The sequence below is a fragment of the Streptomyces sp. ICN903 genome (genome assembly GCF_022015835.1).
GTDB classification, from domain to species: Bacteria; Actinomycetota; Actinomycetes; order Streptomycetales; family Streptomycetaceae; genus Streptomyces; species Streptomyces fenghuangensis.
Genome location: NZ_JAKMAY010000021.1, coordinates 1 through 25874, shown reverse-complemented (window position 1 = coordinate 25874; position 25874 = coordinate 1). Strand labels below are relative to the sequence as shown.

Here is a 25874-nt window from a genome sequence, read left to right as displayed (position 1 = left end):
CTCCTCCAGGCCGCCGCGCAGGCCCGTCCGGTTCCTCCGGACGGGCCTGCGCGGTTCCGCGCTGCCCGCCCCCGCGACCCCGGGGCGAAGCGGCCCGGGCCCACCCGGCCTCGACAGTCCCTATAGGCGGCTTCACTAGCTTCCGAAGCATGCGAGGCATAATTCTGGCCGGCGGAACCGGCTCCCGCCTGTGGCCGATCACCCAAGCCATGTCGAAACAGCTCATGCCGGTCTTCGACAAACCGATGATCTACTACCCGCTGTCCACTCTGATGCTGGCGGGCATACGGGACATCCTCGTCGTCACGACGCCGTCCGACCGGAGGTCCTTCGAGCGGCTGCTGGGCGACGGCTCGCACCTGGGCCTGAGCATCAGTTACGCGACCCAGCCCGTCCCCGGCGGCATCGCCCAGGCGCTTGTGATCGGCGAGGACTTCATCGCGGACGAGCCGGTGGCGCTGATCCTCGGCGACAACATCTTCCACGGGGTCGGCCTCGGCGATCAGCTGAGGACCCACACCTCCCCGGACGGCGGGCACATCTTCGCCTATCCGGTGGCCAATCCGAGCGATTTCGGTGTCCTGGACTTCGATCTCGAAGGACGGGTCCGCTCCATCGAGGAAAAGCCCGCGCACCCCAAGTCGCGGTACGTGGTGCCGGGTCTCTACTTCTACGACAACCGGGCCGTCGGCATCGCCCGTTCACTGCGGCCCAGCCTGCGCGGCGAGCTGGAGATAACCGAGGTGAACCAGGCGTATCTGCGCAGGGGTGAACTCGACGTCACCGTGCTCGACCGGGGCACCGTGTGGCTCGACACCGGGACGTTCGCCTCGCTGGTCCAGGCGTCGGAGTTCGTGCGGGTGGTCGAGGAGCGGCAGGGCCAGAAGATCGGCTGCGTCGAGGAGGTGGCCTGGCGCCGCGGGTTCATAGACAGCGACCGGCTCCGCGAGTTGGCGAAGCCGCTCATGCCCAGCGGTTACGGCGAGTACCTGGTGGGACTGCCGGACGCCGCGGGAGTGGGGATCCGGGGCAAGGTCCCGGCCGGCGCCGGCGCCGGCGGCTGAGGAGGGAATCCGATGATCTTCGAAGAGCTCGGCCTGGACGGTGTCCACCTCGTGGAGCCGAAGGTGCACGGCGACGCGCGCGGGGCGTTCCTGGAACTGTTCGTCGGCGAGAAGCTGCACGCGGCGGCCGGGCGCCCCATGGAAGTGGCGCAGGTCAACTGCTCGGTCTCGCGGCGCGGCACGATCCGCGGGATCCATCTGACCGCCGCCCCGCCCGGAGAGGCGAAGTACGTCACCTGTGTGAGCGGTTCGATCGTCGACATGGTGGTGGACGTCCGGGTCGGCTCCCCGACGTACGGCGCGTCCGTCGCGATCCCGCTGGACGATGTCCGGCGGCGCGCCGTGTACATCCCCGCGGGGTTCGGGCACGGGTTCGCGGCGGTCAGCGAGACGGCGGTGGTCACCTACCTGTGCGACCGCGTCTACACCCCGGGGAAGGCGATATCGATCGACCCGCTGGATCCGCGCCTCGCCCTGCCGTGGCCCGCCATGGACGACATCGTCCTGTCCGACAAGGACCGGACCGCACCGACGCTGGCGCAGACGGAAGCCCTGGGCGTACTGCCCTCCTACGCGGACCTCTGTGCCGAGGCCCTGTCAGGGCCGCGTGCATGACGCGGCCGGCACCCCCGAGCAAGCCGACGACTCCAGGAGCTGGAACCACGTGAGAAAACACATCGCCTTCCTGAACATCCCCGCGGCGGGCCACGTCACCCCGACGCTGGGCGTCGTGGAGGAGCTGGTCGAGCGCGGCCACCGGGTCAGCTACCTGGCCGCCGGGGACTTCGCCGAGCGGATCGCCTCGACGGGCGCGGACGTCATCCCGTACACCTCGGTCATCGATCCCCGGACCATCGCCCCGACCGGCGCGGACGACTGGCTGGCGCGGGTGCTGCTGGGCGCGGTCCGGGAGGCGGCCGCCACCGCACCGGTGCTCGAGGAGTACTTCGGCGACGACGTGCCGGACTGCCTGGTCTACGACATCTCGATGCAGTTCCTCGGCCGGGTGATGGCACGCAAGCTCGGCGTGCCGGGAATCCAGCTCTACCCCGTCCTCATCTCCCGGCAGTACTTCTCCGACGCCCAGGAGGCCGCCGAAGGGATGTTCGGCGAGCTGACGCGTGAGCTGCGCGCGTTCGCCGACTCGCACGGGCTGCGGGACGTCCCGCTGGAGGAGTTGATGGCGGACGCCGAGCACAACATCTCCTTCATGCCGCGCGAGTTCCAGTCCGAGGGCGACTCCTTCCCCGAGGACCGGTACACGTTCGCCGGGATCACGCTGCGGCAGAGCGACCTGCGGGGCACCTGGAGGCCGTCCAACGACAAGCCCGTCGTCCTGATCTCCCTGGGCACGACCTTCAACACCCAGCCCGAGTTCTTCGCCATGTGCGCCAAGGCGTTCGAGGGGCTGCCGTGGCACGTGGTCATCGCGGCGGGCCCCGGGGTGGACCTGGATGCGGTGGGCGAACTGCCACCCAACGCCGAGATCCACACCTGGCTGACCCTCCAGGCCGTGCTGGAGCACGCGGGCGCGTTCGTGTGCCACGGCGGCGCCGGCAACACTATGAACGCCCTGTACGCCGGGGTGCCGCTGGTCTCCGTACCGCACAACGGCGACTCCGAGATGATCGCCGCGCGGACCGGCGAGCTGCGCCTGGGCCGGGTGCTGCGCCCCGAGGAGGTCACCCCCGAGTCCCTCCGGGAGGCCGTTGTGACGGTCGCCTCCGACCCTGTCGTACGGGCCAACCTGGACGACATGCGTGAGCACATGCGAAAGGCCGGCGGTGCCCAGCGCGCGGCCGACACGATCCTCGGCCGCCTCCGCACCGCGGCGAAGTGACCACCGCTCAGACACCGACAACCAGGAGAGACCATGAACTCGCACGACCTCGCCACCACGCTCGTCCCGGGCGACCTGTACCTGGAGATCCAGCAGTTCTACGCCCTTCAGCTCAAGATCCTCGACCGCGGGGACGGCGAGCAGTGGGCCCGAACCTTCACCCCGGACGGCGTGTTCCAGGCGGCGGACATGCCCGACCCCCTGGTCGGCCGGGACATGCTGACCAAAGCGATCGAGAGGCAGACCGGCCTGCACGAGGGACTCGTCCTGCGGCACTGGATGGGGCAGCTGACCGTGGAGCGGCTCGGTGACGACACCGTCCGCGCGCAGAGCTACGTCATGGTCTACGTGACCCCGGACCGAACCCTGCTGAGCGGTGAGGTGCACTTCCGCCACCACACCCTCTGCGACGACGAGCTCGTCCGCGTCGACGGCACGTGGTTCGTGCGCAACCGCTTCGTCGAGACGGACGGTGACTACAAGTGAGGCTCCGCCGCGCCCGCGGGGAGTCGAGGGGGTGGGAGGCGTGATCCCCCTCTTCAAGGTGGCGATGTCCGACAAGGCGGCGGCCCTGGTGGGTGACGTCCTGGACAGCGGGTACATCGGGCAGGGCGCGAAGGTCGACGCGTTCGAGAGCGCCCTGGCCGAACGGCTGGGCAATCCCCGGGTCCTGACCGTGAACAGCGCCACATCGGGACTGCACCTGGCCCTGCACCTGGTGGCGACGGAAGCCGGGCGGGACGGCGAGGTCCTGGCGACGGCGCTGACCTGCACCGCGACCAACTGGCCCATCCTGGCCAACGGGATGCGCATCCGCTGGGTGGACACCGATCCCGCCACCCTCAACATGGACCTGGACGACCTGGCCCGGAAGATCACCCCGTCCACCCGGGCGATCGTCCTGGTGCACTGGGGTGGCTACCCTGTCGACCTGGACCGGCTGCGCCGTGTGCTCGACCAGGCGGAACGCGTCCACGGCGTACGCCCCCGGGTCGTGGAGGACTGCGCCGACGCGTGGGGCGCCACCTACCGGGGTGTGGCTCTCGGCGGGCACGGGAACATCGCGGTCTACAGCTTCCAGGCGGTCAAGCACCTGACCTCCGGGGACGGCGGTCTGATCGTGCTGCCCGACGACGAACTGCTGGCACGGGCGCGGCTGCTGCGCTGGTACGGCATCGACCGCGACGGCGGGGCGGCCCGGTTCAAGAACGACATCCCGGAGTACGGTTTCAAGTTCAACATGAACGACATCAACGCGGCCATCGGGCTGGCCAACCTGGAGATCGTCGACGACCTCCTCGCCAGGCACAGGGAGAACGCGGCGTTCTACGACACCGAACTGTCCGGTGTGGCCGGCCTGGAGCTGACGGAGCGCGCCGACGACCGCGACCCGTCGTTCTGGTACTACTCGGTCAAGGTGGACGGCCGCGACGCCTTCGCGCGGCGCTTGGCCGAGGCTCGCATCGCCACCAGCGAGGTGCACCACCGCAACGACACCTACACCGCGACCCGCGGCTCCCGGGCGCTGCTGCCGGGACTCGACGCCGTCGCCGGGCGCCAGATCGCCCTGCCGGTGGGCTGGTGGGTCTCGGACGAGGACCGGGCACACATCGTGAAGACCGTCAAGGCCGGGTGGTGACGGCCGGCGGACACGGGTGGGCGAGGACGCGGGGCGGGCGGTTGCCGCCCCGCGTCCTCGCCCGTTTCCAGGGGTGCGGGTACGCCGGGCGGCGCGGTACGCCCCGGTGGGCCGATGGTGCCGAGGACTCCCCCGTGGCGGTCGAGTGCCGGAGTCGTACGAGGAGACGGCGGGAAGCCGGTTGCCGTGCGACTGCCGCGCGGTCGGATGTGTTCACACCAGGAGCGCGGGGAGCCCCGTCGGGGCAGGGTGACCAAGTGGGTCGTCCCCTGCCCCGACGGGGCCCGGTCGGCCGGGCGGCGGGTTATCGGCGCCCGGCAGAGGCCGGTGCGGTGTGCGGCGCTCTCCGGTTCAGCCGAAGTTCACGTCGCTGCACCACATGTAGGCCTGGTCGAGGTGCGAGGCCTGCCAGATCACGAACAGGATGTGGTGACCGGTGTAGCCGGAGGTGTTGACGTTGAAGCTGATGTTCTGCGCCGGGGCGAAGCGGCCGGTCTGCGTGATGAAGTCGAGGTTGCCCCAGCCCAGGGTCTGGGTCTTGGGGTCGAAGCCCTGCTTGCTCACGTAGACCCTGAAGTAGTCGGCACCGTGGGACGCCTGGTCGTGCAGCTGGACGGTGAAGTTGTTGCTGATGTTGGTCGTCTTCCACGGCCCGGGCCTGTTCAGGCTGGCGTTCCTCGAGAGGTTGTTGCTGCAGAGCGTCCCGTCGGGGGTCCGCGCCTGGAACTGGCCGCCGAGGCCGTCGCGGAGCGCGCTCATCCAGTTCCACATGGTGTCAGGGTTGGCCTGGAACGCCTGATAACACATGGGGTCTTGGGTCTGCATGGCCGGGTCCATGTGGTTGCCGCCCCAGGTCTTCCAGCACTGGTACGCGCGGGAGGCGGGGTTGACGATGGTGCCGTGAGCCTGGGCGGGGGCCGTCCAGGTCAGTGCGCCGACAACCACGGCGAACAGCATGACGAGCGCCTGGAGAGGCCGGCGGAGGGCCGACCGGGAACGCCCGGTTAATGGGCTCTTCTTACGCATGTGGGGGGAACTCCTTCCAGTTGCGGTGCACCATGGGAGCGCTCCCAACGGTACGACTTCTGAGTGAAATGTCAATGAAGCAAACGGAGTCGATTACGGAAGTGGGCGGTGAGCAGGGAACCTTCCGGAAGCCGGGAGCCAGAACCCTCCCCCGGCCCGGAAGGCGAGGGTGCGGCCCGGACCGGCGCGCGGGGCGACGCCGCGCCACGGAGCCGGAACCGACCGCGCGAATCCCGCCACGGCGACACCGGGAACATGCCTGACCAGCGGAGACCAGCAATCACATCCGGAGGGACACCGTCTCCCCCGTGACGACTGGTCATTACGAGGGTCTTGCAGATCCTCCGGGCCGGCGGGGGAGACTGCCCCACGACCGTCCGCCCGGTCCCGGGCAGCACCACACCGAGCGGGTCGGCCGTCCCCCCATCGAGATGAGGTCTCATGAACCGAAACCGAGCCACTGTCAGCGCGGTCACCGTGACCCTGTTAGCCGCCGGCCTCGCCGCCGGCCCGGCAGCAGCCGCCACCACCGAGGCGAAGGCCCGCGTCGGAGCCGACTGGGCGACTCAGTCGATCGTCTTCACCGCCGCTGCGGGACAGAGCAACAACCTCAACATATTCTCCATGTACACCAGCGACGGGATCCGGCGGATCGGCTTCAGCGACGTGGTCCCGCTCGCGCCGGGCGACCACTGTGCGTACTCCAGGCCCGAGGACACCACCTCCGTCGTCTGCGAACTACCCGCCGACAGCCCCCGGCCCGACAGGATCGACGTCTTCCTCGGCGACGGCAACGACACGATCGCCGCCTTCACCCCCGGGATCGGCACCGTCAGGGGCGGCCCCGGCGACGACGAACTGCACGCCCACACCGCACGCAAGGTGCTGGGCGACGCGGGGAACGACATGGTCATGGGGCCCGCAGTCCTGCACGGCGGCGACGGCATGGACCACCTGATGGGTGACAACGGCAACCAGCGGATGTGGGGCGGCCGGGGCGACGACATGATCGAGGGCTACGGCGGTGACGACACCGTGCACGCCGGCCCCGGCGACGACCACGCCATGGGCGGGGACGGCCGCGACATCGTCCTCGGCGGCCCCGGCAGCGACACACTGGACGGCGGGGATGGCGACGACCTCGTCTGGGGTGGCACCGGAAAGGACACCCTCGAAGGCGGCCCCGGCCGCAACATCGTCCTCCCGTAAGTGCGCCTCCACGCACGGAGGTCCCGGCCCGCGGCGCGGACAGCGTCGCGGGCGCCGAGCCACCACCGCCGGCGACCCGCCACCCGAGCCGCGTCACACCGCGAACGCCGCAGACGGCAGGTCTCCGCGCGACACGAGGTGACCCGGCGGAAGCCGGGTCCTCCTCACCTTCCTTCCGTGACCACGTCGGATACACGCGGAACACTTCCAGTGTCATGACTGCGGCGACTGCGGCACCGGTCCGGCGAGTCCACGCCGGTGCCGCCCGAGCGAAGAAGCCTTCGACCGGAAGGGGGACCACAGGGAGCACAAGTGGCCCGGAGGCGGCCGCCGAGAGTGACGTCCAAGGCGTTCGAGGCGTTCGAGGCGTTCGAGGCGTGCTTCCGGCGACGCCCCCGGCGCTGGAAGCCCTCGCCGGCCGGGTCCGGGCTCATGACCGCACCGGGTCAGGCCGCTTCGGCGGACGAAGCGGCCGTTCCACCCGGTGGATGGCCGCGAACAGGTCGAACGCGGTGCCCGGCTCGATGGAACCTCAGGTCAGGAACTCCTCGGCGCGGGCTTGAGGATGGCCACGCACTCCACGTGGTGGGTCATCGGGAACGCGTGCGAATCCATGCCGCCGAATAACCCGCAGGTCAGAAGGGTGTTCTGCATCCTGCGCGATGGTCTTCCGGGCGGGGAGCGCCAAATGAGCGTCACGCGAACCTGTCGCATCGCCTCAATCCCGAGAGGCTGCCCCAAGGGCGTCCACTTCGCGATGCCACCGCTGCCGGCAGCACGGCATGTACATTCCCCTCTTCTACACCGCGTTCTCCTGGAGGACGACTGCACGCTCGGACCCAGGGGTGGGCGCATCTTCAGCTACGAGAGGGCGGCCGGCCACCTCGTCGGCTCGGAGTTCGCGGAGCTCGTGAAGCTCGGCCGAGTCGGAACCGTGGGGACCAGCGTCGAGCAGTTGAGGGGCTTCGGGTTGCAGCGTGCCCGCGAGGGATGCAGCGTCGTGCTGGGATTCGGAACGAGCGACGAAACGCCCCGCGAACGGGCCGTACGCACCCGCAGTCGCAGCGTGAAGAACAGGCCGAAGGTGAACTCCTGCTCCCCGGCCACCTCGCAGCAGCGGTGAGCGTTCGCGATCTCCGAACGTGCCGGTCGGAGGGGCTGGGGCGAGTCTCCATGAACTCGCTGGGCTACCCGATCCCGTAAAGACCCGGCAGGTCGACCAGCAGGAGATCATCGCGGCGAGCCGCTGCGTCGACCAGATCGGGATAGAAACCGTGGAGGGAGAACAGGGCCAGCGTGGCGCCCGTCGTGTCGTAGCCCTGGTCGGTGAGCAGGCTGCGGATGTGCTCCAGGCGTTGCAGATCGCCGGTGCCGCGGCGGGCGGCGGTGGCTTTGGCCTCGCCGATCAGGGCGATCCGGGCGCGCGGCGCCTGCGGACGCTCGCCCAGGGCGAGGGCGATGACGTCGACCTCGTGCTTGGTGCGGGCCGCCGGGTCGGCGACCTCGGTGGTACCGACCGGACCGGGCAGACCGCCGGGGAGCAGGGTGTGGGCGTAGCGGCGGGTGAAGGTGCGGGCGAGGTCCTCGAAGTGCGGGCCGAGGATCTTGGAGTTGAAGGTGGGAGCGGCTGCCTGCCACGCCTGTTCGGCGAAACCCTGCTCGACGGTGGCCGCCTGCGGCAGTGTGATCAGCTGGTTGAAGCGGATCACCGGGTCGGCCAGGGTGATCACCGGGTGGCGGGGGCGGAGGATGTCCTGCTCGCGCTGGACGTAACCGGTGGACTCGAGGACATCGAGCGGGTGAGTGACGGCGTTGCGCTGCCGTTCCAGGGCCGCGCCGATTTTGGTGGGTGTGGTGGCGCCCTGTGCGATGGCGGTGAGGATGTCGTAGTACAGGGTGTGATGGGTGATGCGCGGGTCCTCGCGCAGCAGGTACTCCGTCTCCGTGCGTGAGTACACGGCTCGCCCGGGGTCCAGAAGCGTCCGGGAGAGCCAGGCGGCGAAGCCGTCGTTCGGGTGCGGACGGGCGGCCACCGGCCGGTAGCCGGGCGCCCCGCCGAGGACGGCGTGCACCTGTAGGGCGGTCAGCGGGTCGTCGATCTGCCAGAACTTCCTTGCCGCCCGGTAGTCGAAGGCGCCCAGCCGCAGATCGACCACCGCGCGGCCGCGCAACGGCTTCGTCCCCGACAGCAGTTCGTGCATCACGCTCATCGCCGACCCGCAGAGGATCACCCGTGGTCCGGGACCGGCTCCGGTGCCGCGCTGGCGCTCGTCGTAGAGCTGCTGGAGCACGCCCGGGATCTCGGAGGAGTGCTGGAGGAGGTACGGCAACTCGTCGATCACCAGCAGTGGCGTTTTCGAGCGCACGGTGACGTCCAGGGCGTTGGCCAGGACTTCGCGCCAGTCGGTCAGCCGCAGCGTGCCCGGGCGCAGCCCGGCGTGGACCGCGATTGCGTCGCTGAACCGCTGTATCGCCGGCAGCCGTCCCTCCTCCCGCACCGCCGTGACGTACAGGCCACCGATCCGCTCCGACAGAGCCTGCAGGAGGTACGACTTCCCGTAACGCCTGCGCCCCGACACGATCCCCAGACGCATCGCCGGGTCCGGGTCCGTGACGAACTCGGTGAGCAGATCCCACTCACGATCGCGGTCGACCACGTCCGCAGGTTTGGTCAGCACGATCCCGCTCACCGGAACCTCCATCATCCTGCCCCACTACGACGGAATGCGTCTAAGTGTACTTAGACGCATTCCGCACGACCCTGCTTGGTCGAGATCGGCTGGGAGCACCGCCGGAGCGAGGGTCGCGGAACCGTCCCGGCGACTCCGCGGCAAGGCCGCGTCGCGCACATCACGGCACGCCGCTTCCACCGGCCCCGCCGTGGGGAGCCGGGCGTCACACGGGCGTCAGGACTCCGGGCGAGGCCCTCGCACCGCAGTGGGAACGAGGGACGCTTCGCGACAGAACCGCAGGTCAGGTCGCTTTCGTGGGTGAAGCGGCCGTTCCACCCGATGGAGGGCCGGTAACAGGTCGAGCAAAGTCCCCGGTTCGACGAACTCGCAGGTCAGGAACCCTTCGGCGCGGGCTTGAGGACGGCGACGCACTCCACGTGGTGGGTCATCGGGATCACGTCGGCACTTCCCTTTGAGATGAAAGATGCAGGTCAGGGGCCCTTTCATGAGCACTGGGAGGCCGCTTCCAAGATCGGAGCGTCAAACGAGCGTCACGATTTCGGCATCAATCGAGGTCTCGTGGCCGACCGACGATCAACAACGAGAGTGCTTACGATCCCCACAGATCGCGAACCGCGCCGGAGCCGGTGGTCGAGGCTCCAGGTCTCCATAGCAGTGATCTGCCGCGCGCGGCCGGACCTTCACCGCCCGGCCCCGGGACGTCGTCGGAGCTGGGCACGCCCGGCGGAATGTGTCGCGATCGTGTTCGCCCGACAGCCGTTGACTCGGACTGCGGCTTCGACGCCTCCACAGCCGACACCCCGACCAGCCGACGCCTGGACCGGCGTCGCCGGGCCGAGGCGTCGGGCCGAGGCGTCGGGAACCGCTACTTCGTGGCCCCTTGGGCGAAGCCGTTGTAGATGTAGCGCTGAAGGAACAGGAAGACCACCAGGGTCGGCACGATGACGAGAACTGCGCCGGCGGAGATGTTCTCCCAGTGTGCTCCGAAGGGGCCCTTGAACCGGAAGAGGGCTGTCGACATCGTCCCTAGTTCCTCGGAGGGCATGTAGAGGAAGGGGATGTAGAAGTCGTTGTACGTGGTGATCCCCTTGATGATGACCACGGTCGCGATGGCCGGCTTCAGCAGCGGAAAAATGATCTTCCGGTAGATCGTGAAGGCGTTGGCACCGTCGAGTCGCGCGGCCTCGTCGAGAGACCTGGGGATGCCGCGGATGAACTGAAGGAAGATGTAGATCGCCACGATGTCGGTGCCCATGTACAGGAGGATCGGCGCCCACCTGGTGTTGAACAGACCGAAGCTGTTGACCACCTGGAAGGTCGCGACCTGGGTCGTGACGGCCGGCACCAGCGTGGCGATCAGGAACAGGGCCATGACGAGCTTCTTGAAGCGAAAGTCGAAGCGGTCGATGGCGTACGCGGTCATCGATCCGATGATCACGGTTCCTGTGATGGAGAACAACAGGATGAAGGCCGTGTTGCCGAAGGCCATCAGCATATGGCCGTCGGTGAAGGCAGTGGCGTAGTTGGAGAAGTTCAGCCAGTTCTCCGGCAGTGCCAGCGCGCCCTGGCCCTCGGAGATCTCCCCGTAGGACTTGAGCGAGGTCAGGAAGACCACGACAAGTGGCAGCAGCACCACGAGGGAGGCGACGATCAGCGACAGATACGTCAGGGCAGTGCTGATGCGCGGACGACGGCGCGCTCGTCCCTGCGTCGGGCGGGCGGGGGCGATGGGAGTCATACGAGATCCACCTTCTCGTCGGGCACGAGGCGGCGCTGGATCCAGGTGATCACCAGGATGATCGCCAGCAGCACCACCGCGCAGGCGGAGGCCAGGCCGGTCTTGTTGAACTGGAAGGCGAACTTCACCGTCTGGATGACGAACGTCGAGGTCTCCGTCGCACCGCCGGTCATGATGTACGGAATCTCGAACACGGACAGTGAGCCGGAGATCGCCAGGATGACGCTCAGGCTCACCACCGGTCGGATGCTCGGCGCGATGATGTGGCGGAACTGCTGCCACCGGCTCGCACCGTCCAGCTGAGCCGCCTCGTAGAGCTCGCCGGGGATCGACTGGATCGCGCCCAGGAAGAGGACGAAGTTCAGGCCCGTGAAGCGCCACACGGAAACGCCGGCCATGGAGGTGTTGGCAGACTCCGGGGTCCCCAGCCAGGCGTGGTCGGTGCCGATGCCGAACCAGGACAGGACCGAGTCCAGCGTGCCGCCGTCCTGGAAGAAGTACAGGAAGACGAAGCCGATCGCGACACCGTTGATCAGGTAGGGGAAGAACAGGATGCCTTTGAACAGGTTCCTGAAGCGCAGATCGAAACTGAGAATGACCGCGAAGTACAGCGCGATGACGATCTGCACCACCGAGGCGGCCAGGTAGTAGAAGCTGACCGCGAACACCCGCAGCAGCTCGGGGCGGGTGAAGATCTCGGCGTAGTTCCCCGCTCCGACGTAGTTGCGGTCCGGGCTGACACCGTCCCAGTCGGTGAAGCTGTAGTAGATCATGTTGCCCACCGGCACGTAGGTGAACGCGATCAGCAGGGCGAGGGGCGCCAGCAGGAACAGCCAGGGGGTGATCTTGCGCATCGGCCGGTCGCGCCATGACGCGGCGGCCCGGGCGCGGGGCCGGCCGGGCAGTTTTCCGGGACGGGCCGGTCCGGCGGCAGCCTGGGCGGGGGGTGAGGCGGTGGAAGTCGTTCGGGTCATCGCGGAACCAGGGCCTTTCGTCGTCCGCTGAGGGCACTGGGGCGCCGGGTCCCGGTCCGAGACGGTGGGCGGGACCCGGCAGGTGCTGAGTTCAGTCGGGATGGGTCAGGAACCGACGGTCTGCCTGGCTTCGGACCATCGCTTGTTCAGCTCCTCGATGTAGCTCTCGAAGGAGCCGTCGGTGGCACCGCGGGCCATGTCGATGAGCTTCTTCCGGTAGTCGGGCTTGTTGAGCCCGATCTCGGCGGCGTTGTCGATGGCGTTGACCTCGGCGGTCTTCGCCTCGGAACGTTCGATCAGCTGGACATCGTTGTCAACGTAGTCCTGGAGCGTCGCCGGCATCGCTTCGGACTTCAGGACGGAGACCGCTCCCTCCTTCGTCGCGTAGCCGGACTTCTCGGTGAACCAGTCGATCCATGCCCGGGCGGCCTCCTTGTGCTCGGAGTGGATGTTGACGGCCTGCTGATAGTCCGAGACCAGGGTGGCGCAGAACTTGCCGTCCTTCTGGGAGGGGACCGGCATGAATCCGATGTCGTCCGGGTTCTGGCCTGCCTTCTCGGCCGCGTCCCTCATCTGGTTGATCGCCCAGGAGCCCAGCATCATGCTGCCGACCTTGCCCTTGGCCAGAAGGGTCTTGGAGCTCTCCCAGTTCGTGGTGGCGGGGTCCTTCTCGGTCAGCTTCTGCTGGACCATGTCGAAGAGAAGCCCGTCGAGGGTGCGGAGGTCGCTGCCCTCGGCCCAGGGCTCGTCCGTCGCCGCAAGCTGGTCGGTGGCCTGGGCGTCGCAGCTGATCGATCCCACACCGTTGGTCCAAGGGCTCTCGAGCGGCCAGCCGTCCTTGAAGTTGGTGTAGTAGGGAGTCGCCCCGGTCTTCTCCTTGACGGTCTTGAGATCGTCGAGGAACTCGTCGGTGGTCGTGGGCCAGTCGGTGATCCCGGCTTTCTTCCACAGGGCCTTGTTGTAGACCAGCCCGTTGGCGGTACCGAAGGTGGCGATGCCGTACGTCTTGCCGGCGACGTCGGTCTTGCCGGTGAAGCGATAGGTCTCCTTCATCGACGAGGTGTCGCCGAGGGGAGCGAAGAACTTCGGGTAGTCGCCCTTGGCGACTGCGGACGGAATCAGAAGGACATCGCCGTAGTCCTCCGTGTTCATGCGGATCTTCACCTCCCCCTCGTAGTCGGTGAGGCCCTCGAACGTGACCTTCACCTTGGGGTAGACCTTGTTGAACTCGGCGGCGTACTTCTTCATCGTTCCGTCCTCGACGAGGTCGGTGCGATTGGTCAGTACGGTGATGCTCCCCGACGCGTCGTCCGGGTTCGCCGGCGCGGCCGCGGTCTCGTCGGCGCTCGGACTTGCTCCTCCGCTGCACCCCGCAACGGTCAGCATCGCGGCGAACAGAGCGACGCTCAGCGTCCTCTTCCCCATGTGCCCAGCTCCTTCCAAGGATCACGGCTCGGGCTCCGGTGGTGGTTGACGGCGACTATGTCAGCCAGTTGTGAACCGGTAAAGCTCCTCTATCCTCCGCGATACTTAATCGTTACCTCGGGAGCACGCTGATATGTCGAGACCTGCTGGTTCTTGCTGAAACAGCAAGGTGCCCGCTCGTTCGGTGCGGACTAGACCGGTTCACCCGTCCGGGGTTAGGTTGAGTCGCGTTGCATACGACACCGGGCCCGTCCCCCCGAAGGAGCCGTACATGAAGGAAGTCGTCCCGCTCACCGAGGACTGGAGCCTCCTCCACAGCGGCAGCCAGCTCCCCGCCCAGGTTCCTGGCTGCGTTCACACCGATCTGCTCTCGGCCGGACTGATCCCCGACCCCTTCCTCGGCACCAACGAGAAGGACGTGGCCTGGGTGGGGCAGCGAGCCTGGACATACATCCGTGATCTGCGTGCCGCCGATACCTCCGGGGAGGCGCACGAGCGGACCGATCTGGTTTTCAACGGCCTGGACACCGCGGCGACGATCACTCTCGGCGGTCGGGAACTGGGCCGGACCCGGAACATGCACCGGCGTTACCGCTTCGACGTCACCGGTCGGCACGGCCTCCTGGAGGTGGAGTTCGCCTCCGCCTACGACGAGGCGGCTTCGGTGCGGGCAGTGACGGGTGAGCGACCCAACGTGTACCCCGAGCCGTTCCAGTACATCCGCAAGATGGCGTGCAGCTTCGGCTGGGACTGGGGGCCGACGCTGGTCACCGCCGGCATCTGGCGACCGGTGCGGCTGGAGCGGTGGTCGACGGCCCGGCTGGCCGACGTGCGCCCCCTGGTGACGGTGGCCGACGGCACCGGCCGGGTCGAGGTGAGCGTCGAGGTCGAGCGGACCGCACAAGGAGCGGAACGGCCGCTCGCCGTGCGTGCCACCGTCGGGCAGGGGCTCGCCGTGGCCAGGGGCGTCGTGGAGGGGACGCAGGCCGTGATCACGCTGGACGTGCCCGACGTCGCTCTGTGGTGGCCACGTGGCTATGGAGAGCAGCCCCTCTACGACCTGGAACTCGTGCTCGTCGAGGACGGTGAAGGAACCGGTCCGGAGCACGAGGAACGTCCCCTGGACTCCTGGCGACGGCGCATCGGCTTCCGGACCGTGGAACTGGACCGCTCGGCGGACCGGCACGGTACAGGGTTCACTCTCGTCGTCAACGGTGAGCGGATCTTCGCCCGTGGCGTGAACTGGATCCCCGACGACGTCTTCCCCTCGCGTGTCACCCCCGAGCGGTACCGCACCCGCCTGCGCCAGACGGCCGAGGCAGGGGTGGACCTCGTCAGGATCTGGGGCGGCGGGATCTACGAGGACGAAGCCTTCTACGACGCCTGCGACGAGCTCGGCCTGATGGTCTGGCAGGACTTCCTCTTCGCCTGCGCCGCCTACCCGGAGGAGCAGCCGCTGCGCTCCGAGGTGGAGGCCGAGGCGCGCGACAACGTCGTCCGGCTGATGCCCCACCCCAGCCTGGTGCTGTGGAACGGCAACAACGAGAACCTGTGGGGCTTCCGCGACTGGGGCTGGGAACCGGAGCTCGACGGCGACTCCTGGGGCGGCGGCTACTACCTCGACCTGCTGCCCCGCGTCGTCGCCGAACTCGACCCCACCCGCCCCTACACCGCCGGCAGCCCCTGGTCCGGCTCCTGGGACCACCACCCCAACGACCCCGCGCACGGCACCCACCACTCCTGGGAGGTGTGGAACCGCCGGGACTACGCCGAGTACCGCGACTCGGTGCCCCGTTTCGTCGCCGAGTTCGGCTGGCAGGCCCCGCCGGCGATGGCGACGCTGCGCCGCGCGCTGCCCGGCGAGGACCTCGCACCCGACTCGCCCGGCATGCTCCACCACCAGAAGGCCGAGGACGGCAACGGCAAGCTCGACCGCGGTGTCGAGCGCCACTTCGTCCTCCCAGAGGGTGACTTCGACCGCTGGCACTACTTGACGCAGGTCGTGCAGGCCCGTGCGGTGGCCGCCGGAATCGAGCACTGGCGCTCCCACTGGCCGGTGTGCGCCGGCACGGTGGTCTGGCAGATCAACGACTGCTGGCCGGTCAGCTCCTGGGCGGCGATCGACGGCGACGGCCGTCCGAAGCCGCTCTACCACGAACTGCGCCGCGTCTACGCCGACCGGCTCCTCACCCTCCAGCCCGGCGACGACGCGCCTGTGCTCGCTGTCGTCAATCAGGCGGCCGAGCCCTGGGAGGCACATGTGACTCTGCGCCGGATGCGGGCGGACGGCGCCGTCGTGGCCGAGCGAGTGATAGAGGTGACGGTCGCCGCCCGTACGGCGCACCGGCAGTGCGTGCCGCAGGACCTGGTCCCCGACGCGTCCTCCGCCAAGGAGTTCCTCGTCGCCGACAGCGGGGACCTGCGCAGTGTGCATCTGCCGGTCACCGACAAGGAGTTCGCCTACCCGGTCCCGGACTACGACGTGGCGGTCGAGTCCTCGTCGGACGCCGGTCCGGGTAATGTCGAGGTCGTGGTGACCGCACATACACTGGTACGCGACCTTCTCCTGCAGGCCGACCGGCTGGGCCCGGGCGCGGCATGCGACACCGGTCTGCGCACCCTGCTTCCCGGCGAGCATCTCCGGCTGCGCGTCACGAACGCGACCGAGACGGGCGCCGACGCCGTCGCGGCGGCACTGTTCTGCGTGGAACCGGCATGAGCTCACCTTCCGCGCGGGTGACCATCAAGGACGTCGCCGCGGCCGCCGGAGTCTCCAAGGGAGCCGTCTCCCTGGCCTTCAACCACAAACCGGGAGTCTCGGAGGCCACCCGGGAGAGGATCTTCGCCGCGGCCCGGCGTCTGGGCTGGTCCCCGAACTCCTCGGCCCGGAGTCTGTCGCGTCAGTCCGCCGACGCGGTCGGGCTGGCGATCTGCCGGCCTGCCAGGCTGCTCGGGCTGGAGCCGTTCTACATGGAGTTCATCTCCGGCATCGAAAGCGTCCTCGCCGAGCGGGACTGCTCACTGCTGCTACGCCTCGTCGACTCCTTGGAGGAGGAAGTAGGGCTGCAGCAACGGTGGTGGCGGGAACAGCAGATCGCGGGCTCGATCCTGGTCGACTTCCATGACGAGGATCCGAGGATTTCGCCCCTGCAGGAGATCGGCCTCCCGGCTGTCGCCGTCGGTCATCCGTCCCTCACCGGAGGGTTCCCCTCGGTGTGGACGGACGACGCCGCAGCCGTCGCCGAGGCCGTGCGCTACCTGGCGGTGCTGGGACACCGGCGGATCGCCCACGTCGGCGGTCCCCGGGGGCTCGGACACAGCACGATCCGGACCACAGCGTTCGAACAGGCCATGAGCGAACTCGGCCTCGAGCGCGGACCCCACGTCGAGACCGGTTTCTCGGGCGAGGACGGCGCGCGGGCCACCCGTTCGCTGTTGCTGGCCGGCGACCGGCCCACCGCGATCCTGTACGACAACGACATCATGGCCGTCGCGGGACTCGGCGTCGCCACGGAGATGGGCTTCTCCGTACCTGACGAGGTGTCGCTCCTGGCCTGGGACGATTCCCAGTTGTGCCGGCTGACCCATCCGACGCTCACGGCGATGAGTCACGACGTCCATGGTTTCGGAGCCCAGGTCGCACGCGTGCTGTTCGATGTGCTGGAAGAACGCGAGGTGACGTCAAGGCCCGTCGCCACTCCCTCGCTCGTGCCGAGGGCATCGACCGCCCCACCTCCCTCGTAGAGGCGGGCGGGCACGACGGAAGGGCGCGGCTTCAGGCCGCGCCCTTTCTCATTGGCTTCGGGAGTTCCTCCCCGAAACCGCCCGTCGGGAGCCTCGGCGGGGTTCTGCGGATGAAGGAGGCAGGACCCCGCCGAAAACACCGACCGACCGCAAGAACAAAACCGGTTAAGTCCTCGATCGCGGAACGGCTGGTGAGCCAGGCGCCCCTATTTCCTCGTGGTGCCTGCGGGCCGCCGCCGCCGCGCCGATGAGACCGGCGTCCCCGCCCAGAGCGGCGGGCCGCACCTCCAGGCCGCGCGTGAAGCCGAGTGCCGCGAACGACCGCAGGTGACGGCGCAGCGGTCCGAAGAGTGTGTCGCCCGCCTGCGCCACGCCCCCGCCGATGACCGCGACCTCGATCTCCAGCAGCGTCGCGCAACCGGCGATCGCGGCGGCCAAGGCCCGTGCCGAGCGGTCGTAGGCGGCCAGGGCCCGTTCGTCACCCTGACGCGCGGACGCGGCGACGGCCGCGGCGGAGGGTTGCATGCCAGGCATTGGGGACCAGCCCGTCTCGACGGCGTACCGGGCGATGGCTGTCCCGCTGGCGTACCCCTCGACGCATCCCCGTGCCCCGCAGGGGCAGGGCGGTCCGTCGATGCCGACGGAGATGTGGCCTATGTGGCCGGCGTTCCCCGAGGTTCCCGGATGCAGCCTCCCGCCCAGGACGAATCCACCGCCGACACCGGTCGAGACAACCATGCACAGAGCGTTGTCCGCTCCCCGTGCGGCACCGATCCAGTGCTCGGCGGCGGCCATGGCCACTGCGTCCCCGAGCAGGATCGGCTCGGGGCCGAAGGAGAGCTCCGGATGGGCGCTCACGCTGTCGACGAGGGGGAAGTCGCGCCAGGCGGGAATGTTCACCGGGCTCACCGTGCCGCTCACGGTGTCGACCGGTCCGGCGCTGGCGATACCCACGGCGCGCGCCGCGCTCCAGGCCGCAGTGGCGGACAGGGCGTCGATCACGGCGTCGACGGTCCGTGCCATACGTCGGGCGGATTCCCGGGCCGGCGTGGGGAGCTCGGCACGGTGGACGACGGCGCCGCGTTCGTCCACCAGCGCTCCCGCGATCTTGGTCCCTCCGATGTCCAGGGCGGCGTACACCGATACGGTCCTTTCTCCGGTCGCCCGGCACAGCCTTGGGTGCCGCGGTGGCGGACCACGGAGGCTGTGAAGGGCGACAACGTTGTCAAATAAGGGGGACGGAAGGTTGGGCGGGAGTGTCGCGCCGGTCCGGGCGGCGGCCGACGGTGGCGACGAACAGGGTGCCGTTGCCTTCGACGAGGGCTTCTCCGTCCGAGTCGGGGAGGAAGCAGGAGGTGCCAGGGCCAAGCCGCACCGGCGTACTCCCGGCCGCCGTGGCGCGAAGGCTCGCCGACCCGTCCAGGCAGAAGGCGATACGAGGGCCGGCCGCAGGTACGAGGGGGATGCGCGAGCCGTCGAGATCCGTGCGGTAGAGGGCGAACTCGGCAGCCGGGCAGTCGTAGAGCCAGGTGGATCCCGGTCCCTGGACCCTGGTCGGCATGACGGCAGGAACCCGCACCGCCGGGTTGGTGATGCGTAGCAGCTCCGGGACGTTCACCTCCTTGGTCGTCAGCCCTGCGCGCAGCACGTTGTCCGAATTGGCGAGCAGTTCCAGGCCCACACCGTGGACGTAGGCGTGCAGTCCGCCCGCCGGCATGAACAGAGCCTCACCGGGCTCCAGGACCCGGTGGTCGAGCAGCAGCGAGGCCACGAGGCCGAGGTCCCCGGGGTGATGCCGGGACATGCGGACCACTGCCCCGTAGGCGGCTGCGGCAGGGCCGGTCGACCCGGCAGCACGCCGGCACGAGGACACGACGGAGTGGACGAGGTCCGCGCGGGCCTCCGGCGGCCATTCCAGTAGGGCACGCAGTGCCGCGGACAGGGCCCGCTCGTCGGTCCCGGCGTGCAGCAGGCCGATCACGGGGCGCAGTGCTTCCACTTCGAGGCCCCGCAGGAGACGTGCGGCCTCCTCCCGGTCACGGAATCCGGCCAGCACCTCGAAACGGGTCAGGGCGTAGAGCAGTTCGGGTTTCGGCCAGTCGTCGACGTAGGGACCGCGCCCGCCATCGGACGCCTGAGCGGCGAACCCGGCGCGCGCCTGCTCCTGGTCGGGGTGCACCTGTATGGAGAGCGGCTGCTCTGCGGCCAGCACCTTGAGCAGAAAGGGCAGTCTGCCCCCGAACCGCTCGGCGCACTCGGTGCCCAGTTCCGCGTGGGGATCGTCGGTGACGACGTCGAGGAGCGTCGTTGCCCGTCCGTCGCGGGTCAGGCCCGCCGGGCCGGACGGATGCGCACCCATCCACAGCTCCGCCTCCGGCCCGGCCGCAGGGGTCGTCCGCCCCTGCAGCCGGGCCAGAGCTTCGCGGGAGCCCCACGCATACGGCTTGATGATCGGAAGAAGTAGGTCCACGTTCCGTACGTTAACCGCGGACAGAAGTTTTCCACGAGACCGTGGAGCCCTGTTATTAAACCGGTATAGTGAATCCCGGTTCCGTGGTCACGCTGAAGAGCATGCCGTTCCGTTCAGGGTGAAGGACGCGGGCACCTGATTCGTCCCGCCCTCGGAGGTGCCGCTGAAGCCGAAGTTCACGCTCCCTCCCGGCGCGATGGTCGTGTTGTAGCCGGCAGGGTGCGTCACGGTCACGCTGCGCCCGTCCTGGACCCGCGTGCCGTTCCAGATCTGGGTGATGGTCTGGTTGCCGGAGAACGAGAAGGACAGCTCCCAGTTGTTCACCGGAGCGGTTCCGGTGTTGTGGATCGTGACGTCCGCGTTGAAGGTGGCCCCCCAGTCGGACAGCCGGTAACCGACCTTGCACCGTTGGGCCGGGGTGGGCGATGCCGTGGGCGTGCCGGTCGGGTCCGGGCTCGGCGTCGGCTCCGGACTCCCGGTCGGCGTGCCGGTGGAAGGAGGCGGCGTCGGGGTGGCGGTCGGGGAGCTGCCGCTCTTGGCGGCCATGCGGGCCGAGTGGGCACGGAAGACCTCGAGTTCCGGGTCCCCCTGCGAGACACCGAACTTGCCGTCGATCTCCCGGTCCTGGTACCACCAGAAGGCGCTGCCGTCGCCACCGGCCGCTTCGAAGTCGGCGTAGATCTCGCGCCACCAGGCTGCGCGGTCGACGTTGTGGACGTTGAACTCCCCCATGAAGAAGGGCTTTCCGACCTTCTCGTGCGAGTCCCTGATCCAGGCCCTGACCAGGGACTTCGTCTCCTCGAGGGTCAGGTCTGCCCAGTGCTCCGTGGGGTAGGGGTGGGCCGAGGTGAAGTCCAGGTACGGGGACTGCTGCAAATGGACGAAGGGATTGCCTTCGTCGCCGCCGAAGCCGTACTCCGTGCCGTGTCCCTCGATGCCGGCACCCAGCAGATGGTGGGGGTCGATCCCCTTGACGAACGCCCCCATCTCGTCGACCCAGGCGCGCAGGGTGGTCCCTTCGACGTTCTCCTCCTGGCTCTGCCCCTCGTAACGGGGCTCGTTCATCAGGTCCCAGGCGAAGATGGTCGGATCGTCCTTGTACTTGACGCCGCTGTAGTGGTTGGTCCGGTTCAGCGCGTGACTCACGTAGTTCTTGTACGAGGTGAAGCACCCGGGGCAGCGGTTCTTGTCGAAGAACGCTGCCCGGGCCGGCTGCCCGCCCGACAGTCCTTCCCAGCGCAGGCGTGTGTCGATGCCGCCGTACGCCTCCCAGTAGTTCTCCAGGACCGGCATCAGCCGCAGGCCATGGGCCCGAGCCGACTCGATCACGTAGTCGAACAGTGCGAACTGCTGCTCGTCGTAAACCCCTTCGGACTTCTCGAAGCCGTGCCAGCTCTCGTGGCTGAACATCCACAGCCTGACGACGTCGACTCCGTCGTCGCGCATGCGGGCCATGTGGGCGTCGATGCGCTGCTTGTCCATGAACTGCGTTTCCGTGTCACCGGAGCCCGACCCGAAGGTGAAGAGGTCGTAGGCGTTGGCGCCGGCGAAGTAGTACTCCTCGCCGTCCAGGCAGAAACGGATCCCGCAGCGTGTCACGAAGGAGTCCTGGGAGGCGGCCGAGGCCGGAGGCGGCCGCATGACCGACAGACACGCAGCGGCCAGGGCGGCCACGATCAGGAAGACGAGGAGTGTCGAATGGCGTCGGACCGGTGGGAGGAGGTGACCATGCATCGCGGCTCTCTCGTTCGACTGACGACTGACATGTACCGGTTAACCTGCGGGGAACGTAGAGGGGGCCGCTTTGACTGTCAATCAATCTCGCAAGACATGTTTCCCTTGGTCAAAGGTGCGGCAGAGGGGATTCCGCTGCCTGTGCAGCAGGTTTAGCGGTTTAGCCGGCAGGACGCCATCCACCCCTGGCAACAAATCTCGAACCGTCTATTGACATGTGTGGAACATCCAGTGCCTCATGGTGTGGCGTTGAGCGGCCCGCAGCCGGGTTCGGCCGCTCGGCGGCTCTTCGCACCGCTCACCCAGCGCCTGCCGTACGGCGCCTGACGCTCGCTCAGTTACTGGCGGGCGACGCCTTCCCGCTGTCGGACATCGTTGTCATCCACCTGTTCCGACGTCTGCGTGCGGCGGCCAGGCAGCGACTCCCCCCATCAACCTTCCGAGGAGACACATGCAAAAGTCACGAAGCGCGCCGATCACCAGGGCCTGGGCCGCGTTCGCTGCCCTTCTCGGGCTCTTGCTCTCACTCGCAGGGCCTTCTGCAGGTACGGCGGAGGCGGCTGAAGGCGGCATCCACGTCAGCAACGGGCGCGTCGTCGAGGGCAACGGCAACGCATTCGTCATGCGCGGGGTCAACCACGCCTACACCTGGTACCCCGAGCGCACCAGCTCCATCGCCGACATCGCGGCCAAGGGCGCCAACACCGTGCGGGTCGTTCTGAGCAGCGGCGGCCGCTGGACGAAGACGAGCGCCTCCCAGGTCTCCACACTCATCTCCCAGTGCAAGGAGGCCAGGGTCATCTGCGTCCTCGAGGTGCACGACACCACCGGCTACGGCGAGGACAGTGCGGCGACCAGCCTGGACCAGGCCGCCGACTACTGGGTCAGCGTGAAGAGCGCGCTGGAGGGCCAGGAGGACTACGTCGTCGTCAACATCGGCAACGAGCCCTTCGGCAACACCAACTACACCGCGTGGACCGACGCGACGAAGGCGGCCATCGCCAAGCTCCGTGGCGCCGGCATCGACCACGCGCTGATGGTTGACGCTCCCAACTGGGGGCAGGACTGGTCCGGCACCATGCGGGACAACGCGGCGTCGGTCTTCGCCTCCGACCCCGACCGCAACACCATCTTCTCCATCCACATGTACGGCGTGTACGACACCGCGACCGAGGTGCAGGACTACCTCAATGCCTTCGTGAGCAACCGCCTCCCGATCGTTGTCGGCGAGTTCGGTGACCAGCACAGCGACGGCAACCCCGACGAGGGCGCCATTATGGCCACGGCCCAGTCCCTCGGAGTGGGTTACATCGGCTGGTCGTGGAGCGGCAACGGAAGCGGCGTCGAGTACCTCGACATGGTGAACGGCTTCGACCCGAACTCGCTGACCAGCTGGGGCGACCGTTTCTTCAACGGCAGCAACGGCATCGTCGCCACGTCGGAGCGCGCCACCGTCTACGGCGGCGGCGACAACGGCGGTGAGGACGGCGGCACGGGCGACACCGCGCCCAACGGTTACCCGTACTGCGTGCACGGCAGTGCCTCCGACCCTGACGGTGACGGCTGGGGCTGGGAGAACAACCGTTCCTGCGTCGTCCGCGGCGCCCTCGCTCCCAACGGGTACCTGTACTGCGTGCACGGCAGTGCCTCCGACCCTGACGGTGACGGCTGGGGCTGGGAGAACAACCGTTCCTGCGTCGTCCGCGGCAGCGCTGCGGATCGCTGACCAGCCCGATGATCGCACGCCCCGCCCGGATGCCTCTCGAGCGGGGCGTGCTGTCATACAGAAATCAGCCAACGGTGCGTGACGCCCGCCGAGGACCCCACGGCTCAGGCCGCTTCACCCGAGCGACGTCGAGAGGCCGCCCTCGCAGAATGTGCCGTGTCCCGCCTGGCGACCTTGGTCTCGAAGGCAAACGAGCGTCATGACTCACTCTCATTTCGCCTCCCTGACACTGCCGACGCAGAGCCCTTCACCAGCGCGTCCGAGGTCACCATCACCGTCGGTCACGAGCGCCTTGTCACCTTCCGAGTCGAGGGCTCGAGACTGGTCGGGCAATCGATGACTTGCGCAGCCAAGAGGCCACGGGGCGCAGCTCGGTCCGTCACCTATCGAGCGACTCGGTGACCTCGCCGATTCCGTGAAGCACCGTTGTCAGACCCGCACTGCATGATCGGAGGATGCTGATAACACCTCGCCCCGGAGCCGACCGGGACACCATCCGACAGCACCTCAGGGGCGTCCAGCTCAACGCTCAGAACCTCCGCGGCTCTGGCTACAACAGCGCCTACGACCGGCTCCTGCGATACCTGGAGTGGGCGACGGACTCGGCCGACCGTCTGCGCCACCAGATCAGCAACAGGGACATTGAGCACCTCGTCCTCACCCGCCGCTATCAGGCACTCTTGTCCAGCTGCGGCACCCTCGCGGGCTCCGCGCAGCAGCGTCTTGTGAACGGCCTCGTCGACCTAGAACTTTCCGAGCGCGATCGGGCCTTGGAGGAGGCCGTCACCGACCTCGAGAGGGTCATCTCCCGCTGGGATAAGCGCGAGGTGTTCGTCATCGCCGACACCAGCTTCTACATTCACGCGCCCAGCAGGCTCGACACACTCGATCTCGTTGCAGTCCTCGGCATCTTCCCGTCCGACAGCATCCGTCTCCTATTCCCCATGGCGGTTGTCGACGAGCTGGACGCCCTCAAGGAGTCGAGCAAGCAGCAGGCGCGGTGGCGCGCCTCCTACACCCTCGGGCTCCTGGACAAGACGCTGCAAGGAGGGACCTCCGCGGTCTGCTGGCGCCAGGCCCGGTACACGTCCGAGAAGGCGCGGGGCGCCATCACCTTCGAGATCGTGCTGGACCCCACCGGCCACACGCGGCTGCCCATCACCGATGACGAGATCATTGACCGGGCCGTCGCCATCCAGTCACTCGCCCGTGACGACGTGCGTTTCTTGACCTGCGACACTGGCCAGCACACCCGCGGCCATGCGGCCGGGCTGACCGTGACGAAGATTCCAACGAAGGACCCGGGGCCGGAACCCGACTGGGCTGCGGCCCAGCAACCTGGAACCAGAGCAAAGCGCCGCGCGAGGCAGGACGCTCGCAACCAGAGCGAGAGCGAGGCAGTGGCGGAAGCGGCGGGTTCCTAACGAGCTCGTGCACGGTAGGCGGTGAGGCGTCGAGGACCTTGGTGAGACTCGGTGTTCACCTCTGTCGTGTCGGCGTCAGGTCCGCGGTCTGCTGGTGGGACAGCAGGCCGGCGACGGCTTGGACGGTGTCGCTGATGTGCTCGCGGCGGCCGAGGTGGCGGGCCAGGGCGCGCCAGTTCTTCAGATGGGCGATGCCGTGCTCGACCCGGATGCGCCGAGAGGAGTGCGCCGTGCGCTGCCGCTCATACATCTCCTCGTACCAGTCGGGAGCGTTCTTTGTGAACTTCCGGTGCGGTGGTGTCACCACCCGTCCGCCGGTCTGCGCGCCCAGGCCCTGGTAGCCGGCGTCGGCGAGGATCTCCACGGCCGGCCCGTCGGCCAGGAGCTTGGCCAGCCCCAGCTGGCGGGCATGGGTGATGTCCGCGCAGCTTCCCGGCCGGGTCGGGCTGCCAAACAGTATCCGGCCGCCGGCGTCGGTGACGACCATGGTCTTGACGGCGTTCTGCCTGCTCTTGCCGGAGATGAACTTGTCCCGGTCCCGGCGTCCGGCGGCCGGGCGCCGGACCCGGATCTCGGTGCCATCGATGATCCCGGTCCTGCCGCTGGCACCGAGGTGGTCGATGACCTCGGCGAGAGTCCGCAGCCGCACGCCGGGGGCGATGGTGCAGCCTCGCTCGGCGAGCAGGGGCCGCACCTCGCCGACGGCTCGGGTGATGGTGGAGCGGTCCACGCCGAACCAGCAGGCCAGCACGTCATGCGTGGTGGCGTGACGGAGGTGGACGAGCGTGGCCAGGAGCCGGTCGACGAAGACCAGCCGGTGCTTCGCGCCGGCGCCCACCGCCCGCTTCCGCGGCCGGGAGGTGAGCCTGGCCTGGTGCCGCTCATGCCACAACGGGCCCAGCTCGGCGACCAATTCAGCGATCACGTCGGCCGACAGGCCCGTGATCCTCCGGTCGCTGATGATCGCTGCACGAGGCACGTTCCCCACCACCCGACCATGATCGGCGATCAGCAGCTCAACGCCTCACCGCCTACCATGCACGAGCTCGTTAGCCTCGATCTTTCGTGAGGGTCCGCCGACGGAGTCGGCGGACCCTCACGCGTTCTGCTCCTGAGCCCGGGCAGGCCGGCGGCCCGGCCGTCGCGTCGGGTGGGCGCCGGGTTCCAC

At 68.5% G+C, this 25874-nt stretch carries 20 protein-coding genes; 11 read left to right on the top strand and 9 right to left on the bottom strand.

Annotated features, from left to right (window positions below; translation table 11 throughout):
* Nucleotides 1-149 precede the first annotated feature (149 nt).
* The 5 genes from rfbA to L7D48_RS04120 are packed head-to-tail and all read left to right on the top strand — an operon-like array spanning nucleotide 150 to nucleotide 4543.
* On the top strand, nucleotides 150-1064 hold the full coding sequence (rfbA, locus tag L7D48_RS04140) for a glucose-1-phosphate thymidylyltransferase RfbA (protein ID WP_237877478.1): 915 nt from the start codon (nucleotides 150-152) through the stop codon (nucleotides 1062-1064).
* A 12-nt stretch (nucleotides 1065-1076) separates the two neighbouring features.
* The gene (locus tag L7D48_RS04135; RefSeq protein ID WP_237877476.1) at nucleotides 1077-1679 is read left to right on the top strand and encodes a dTDP-4-dehydrorhamnose 3,5-epimerase family protein; all 603 of its coding nucleotides are present in this window, start codon (nucleotides 1077-1079) and stop codon (nucleotides 1677-1679) included.
* A gap of 49 nt (nucleotides 1680-1728) precedes the next feature.
* A complete protein-coding gene (locus L7D48_RS04130; RefSeq protein ID WP_237877474.1) occupies nucleotides 1729-2904 on the top strand; it encodes a macrolide family glycosyltransferase in 1176 nt (391 codons plus the stop codon).
* A 33-nt stretch (nucleotides 2905-2937) separates the two neighbouring features.
* Nucleotides 2938-3390: a nuclear transport factor 2 family protein gene (locus L7D48_RS04125; RefSeq protein ID WP_237877472.1), complete on the top strand. Its 453-nt coding sequence runs from the start codon at nucleotides 2938-2940 to the stop codon at nucleotides 3388-3390.
* 31 nt (nucleotides 3391-3421) lie between these two features.
* On the top strand, nucleotides 3422-4543 hold the full coding sequence (locus tag L7D48_RS04120; protein ID WP_237877470.1) for a DegT/DnrJ/EryC1/StrS aminotransferase family protein: 1122 nt from the start codon (nucleotides 3422-3424) through the stop codon (nucleotides 4541-4543).
* 351 nt (nucleotides 4544-4894) lie between these two features.
* Here the strand turns inward: L7D48_RS04120 and L7D48_RS04115 are convergent, their stop codons facing one another.
* Complete coding sequence (locus L7D48_RS04115) at nucleotides 4895-5500, bottom strand: lytic polysaccharide monooxygenase (protein WP_237877468.1); 606 nt, start codon at nucleotides 5498-5500, stop codon at nucleotides 4895-4897.
* 510 nt (nucleotides 5501-6010) lie between these two features.
* Here L7D48_RS04115 and L7D48_RS04110 point away from each other — a divergent pair.
* Nucleotides 6011-6778, top strand: coding sequence for a calcium-binding protein (locus L7D48_RS04110; RefSeq protein ID WP_237877466.1), 768 nt, complete (start codon nucleotides 6011-6013; stop codon nucleotides 6776-6778).
* A 484-nt stretch (nucleotides 6779-7262) separates the two neighbouring features.
* Nucleotides 7263-7901 (top strand): hypothetical protein, encoded by a 639-nt coding sequence (locus L7D48_RS04105; protein WP_237877464.1) that lies wholly within the window; start codon nucleotides 7263-7265, stop codon nucleotides 7899-7901.
* Nucleotides 7902-7965: 64 nt separating this feature from the next.
* On the opposite strand, the gene L7D48_RS04100 is transcribed toward L7D48_RS04105, so the two are convergent.
* The 4 genes from L7D48_RS04100 to L7D48_RS04085 form a co-directional block, all read right to left on the bottom strand.
* A complete protein-coding gene (locus L7D48_RS04100) occupies nucleotides 7966-9372 on the bottom strand; it encodes an ATP-binding protein (RefSeq protein ID WP_374490999.1) in 1407 nt (468 codons plus the stop codon).
* 964 nt (nucleotides 9373-10336) lie between these two features.
* Nucleotides 10337-11209 carry a carbohydrate ABC transporter permease gene (locus L7D48_RS04095; RefSeq protein WP_237877463.1) on the bottom strand — a complete coding sequence of 291 codons (873 nt, stop codon included), beginning with the start codon at nucleotides 11207-11209 and terminating at the stop codon, nucleotides 10337-10339.
* Nucleotides 11206-12183, bottom strand: coding sequence for a carbohydrate ABC transporter permease (locus tag L7D48_RS04090; protein WP_237877461.1), 978 nt, complete (start codon nucleotides 12181-12183; stop codon nucleotides 11206-11208). Before L7D48_RS04090 ends, L7D48_RS04095 begins: the two co-directional genes overlap by 4 nt.
* 105 nt (nucleotides 12184-12288) lie before the next feature.
* The gene (locus L7D48_RS04085) at nucleotides 12289-13608 is read right to left on the bottom strand and encodes an ABC transporter substrate-binding protein (RefSeq protein WP_237877459.1); all 1320 of its coding nucleotides are present in this window, start codon (nucleotides 13606-13608) and stop codon (nucleotides 12289-12291) included.
* 271 nt (nucleotides 13609-13879) lie between these two features.
* Here L7D48_RS04085 and L7D48_RS04080 point away from each other — a divergent pair, with 271 nt between their 5' ends.
* Nucleotides 13880-16327, top strand: a complete 2448-nt coding sequence (locus L7D48_RS04080) for a glycoside hydrolase family 2 protein (protein WP_237877457.1) — start codon at nucleotides 13880-13882, stop codon at nucleotides 16325-16327.
* Nucleotides 16324-17352, top strand: a complete 1029-nt coding sequence (locus L7D48_RS04075) for a LacI family DNA-binding transcriptional regulator (RefSeq protein ID WP_237877456.1) — start codon at nucleotides 16324-16326, stop codon at nucleotides 17350-17352. The genes L7D48_RS04080 and L7D48_RS04075 overlap by 4 nt, the downstream gene beginning before the upstream one ends.
* A 165-nt stretch (nucleotides 17353-17517) precedes the next feature.
* Here L7D48_RS04075 and L7D48_RS04070 read toward each other — a convergent pair whose 3' ends face one another.
* The 3 genes from L7D48_RS04070 to L7D48_RS04060 form a co-directional block, all read right to left on the bottom strand.
* Nucleotides 17518-18492 (bottom strand): ROK family protein, encoded by a 975-nt coding sequence (locus L7D48_RS04070; protein ID WP_237877454.1) that lies wholly within the window; start codon nucleotides 18490-18492, stop codon nucleotides 17518-17520.
* An 85-nt stretch (nucleotides 18493-18577) separates the two neighbouring features.
* The gene (gene manA, locus L7D48_RS04065) at nucleotides 18578-19822 is read right to left on the bottom strand and encodes a mannose-6-phosphate isomerase, class I (protein WP_237877452.1); all 1245 of its coding nucleotides are present in this window, start codon (nucleotides 19820-19822) and stop codon (nucleotides 18578-18580) included.
* Between the two features lie 87 nt (nucleotides 19823-19909).
* Complete coding sequence (locus tag L7D48_RS04060; protein WP_237877450.1) at nucleotides 19910-21421, bottom strand: cellulose binding domain-containing protein; 1512 nt, start codon at nucleotides 21419-21421, stop codon at nucleotides 19910-19912.
* Nucleotides 21422-22073: 652 nt separating this feature from the next.
* Here L7D48_RS04060 and L7D48_RS04055 point away from each other — a divergent pair.
* A complete protein-coding gene (locus L7D48_RS04055) occupies nucleotides 22074-23282 on the top strand; it encodes a cellulase family glycosylhydrolase (RefSeq protein ID WP_237877448.1) in 1209 nt (402 codons plus the stop codon).
* 455 nt (nucleotides 23283-23737) lie between these two features.
* Nucleotides 23738-24706 carry a PIN domain-containing protein gene (locus tag L7D48_RS04050; protein WP_237877446.1) on the top strand — a complete coding sequence of 323 codons (969 nt, stop codon included), beginning with the start codon at nucleotides 23738-23740 and terminating at the stop codon, nucleotides 24704-24706.
* Nucleotides 24707-24761: 55 nt separating this feature from the next.
* Here the strand turns inward: L7D48_RS04050 and L7D48_RS04045 are convergent, their stop codons facing one another.
* Nucleotides 24762-25685, bottom strand: coding sequence for a transposase (locus L7D48_RS04045; protein WP_237877445.1), 924 nt, complete (start codon nucleotides 25683-25685; stop codon nucleotides 24762-24764).
* Nucleotides 25686-25874 lie beyond the last annotated feature (189 nt).

Excerpts from the sequence above, each read along its gene's own strand:
- L7D48_RS04085 (WP_237877459.1), bottom strand. The coding sequence starts at position 13,608 with ATGGGGAAGAGGACGCTGAGCGTCGCTCTGTTCGCCGCGATGCTGACC.
- L7D48_RS04050 (WP_237877446.1), top strand. The coding sequence starts at position 23,738 with ATGCTGATAACACCTCGCCCCGGAGCCGACCGGGACACCATCCGACAG.
- rfbA (WP_237877478.1), top strand. The coding sequence starts at position 150 with ATGCGAGGCATAATTCTGGCCGGCGGAACCGGCTCCCGCCTGTGGCCG.
- L7D48_RS04080 (WP_237877457.1), top strand. The coding sequence starts at position 13,880 with ATGAAGGAAGTCGTCCCGCTCACCGAGGACTGGAGCCTCCTCCACAGC.
- L7D48_RS04075 (WP_237877456.1), top strand. The coding sequence starts at position 16,324 with ATGAGCTCACCTTCCGCGCGGGTGACCATCAAGGACGTCGCCGCGGCC.
- L7D48_RS04125 (WP_237877472.1), top strand. The coding sequence starts at position 2,938 with ATGAACTCGCACGACCTCGCCACCACGCTCGTCCCGGGCGACCTGTAC.
- L7D48_RS04110 (WP_237877466.1), top strand. The coding sequence starts at position 6,011 with ATGAACCGAAACCGAGCCACTGTCAGCGCGGTCACCGTGACCCTGTTA.
- L7D48_RS04135 (WP_237877476.1), top strand. The coding sequence starts at position 1,077 with ATGATCTTCGAAGAGCTCGGCCTGGACGGTGTCCACCTCGTGGAGCCG.
- L7D48_RS04090 (WP_237877461.1), bottom strand. The coding sequence starts at position 12,183 with ATGACCCGAACGACTTCCACCGCCTCACCCCCCGCCCAGGCTGCCGCC.
- L7D48_RS04100 (WP_374490999.1), bottom strand. The coding sequence starts at position 9,372 with ATGCGTCTGGGGATCGTGTCGGGGCGCAGGCGTTACGGGAAGTCGTAC.
- L7D48_RS04115 (WP_237877468.1), bottom strand. The coding sequence starts at position 5,500 with ATGCTGTTCGCCGTGGTTGTCGGCGCACTGACCTGGACGGCCCCCGCC.
- L7D48_RS04095 (WP_237877463.1), bottom strand. The coding sequence starts at position 11,209 with ATGACTCCCATCGCCCCCGCCCGCCCGACGCAGGGACGAGCGCGCCGT.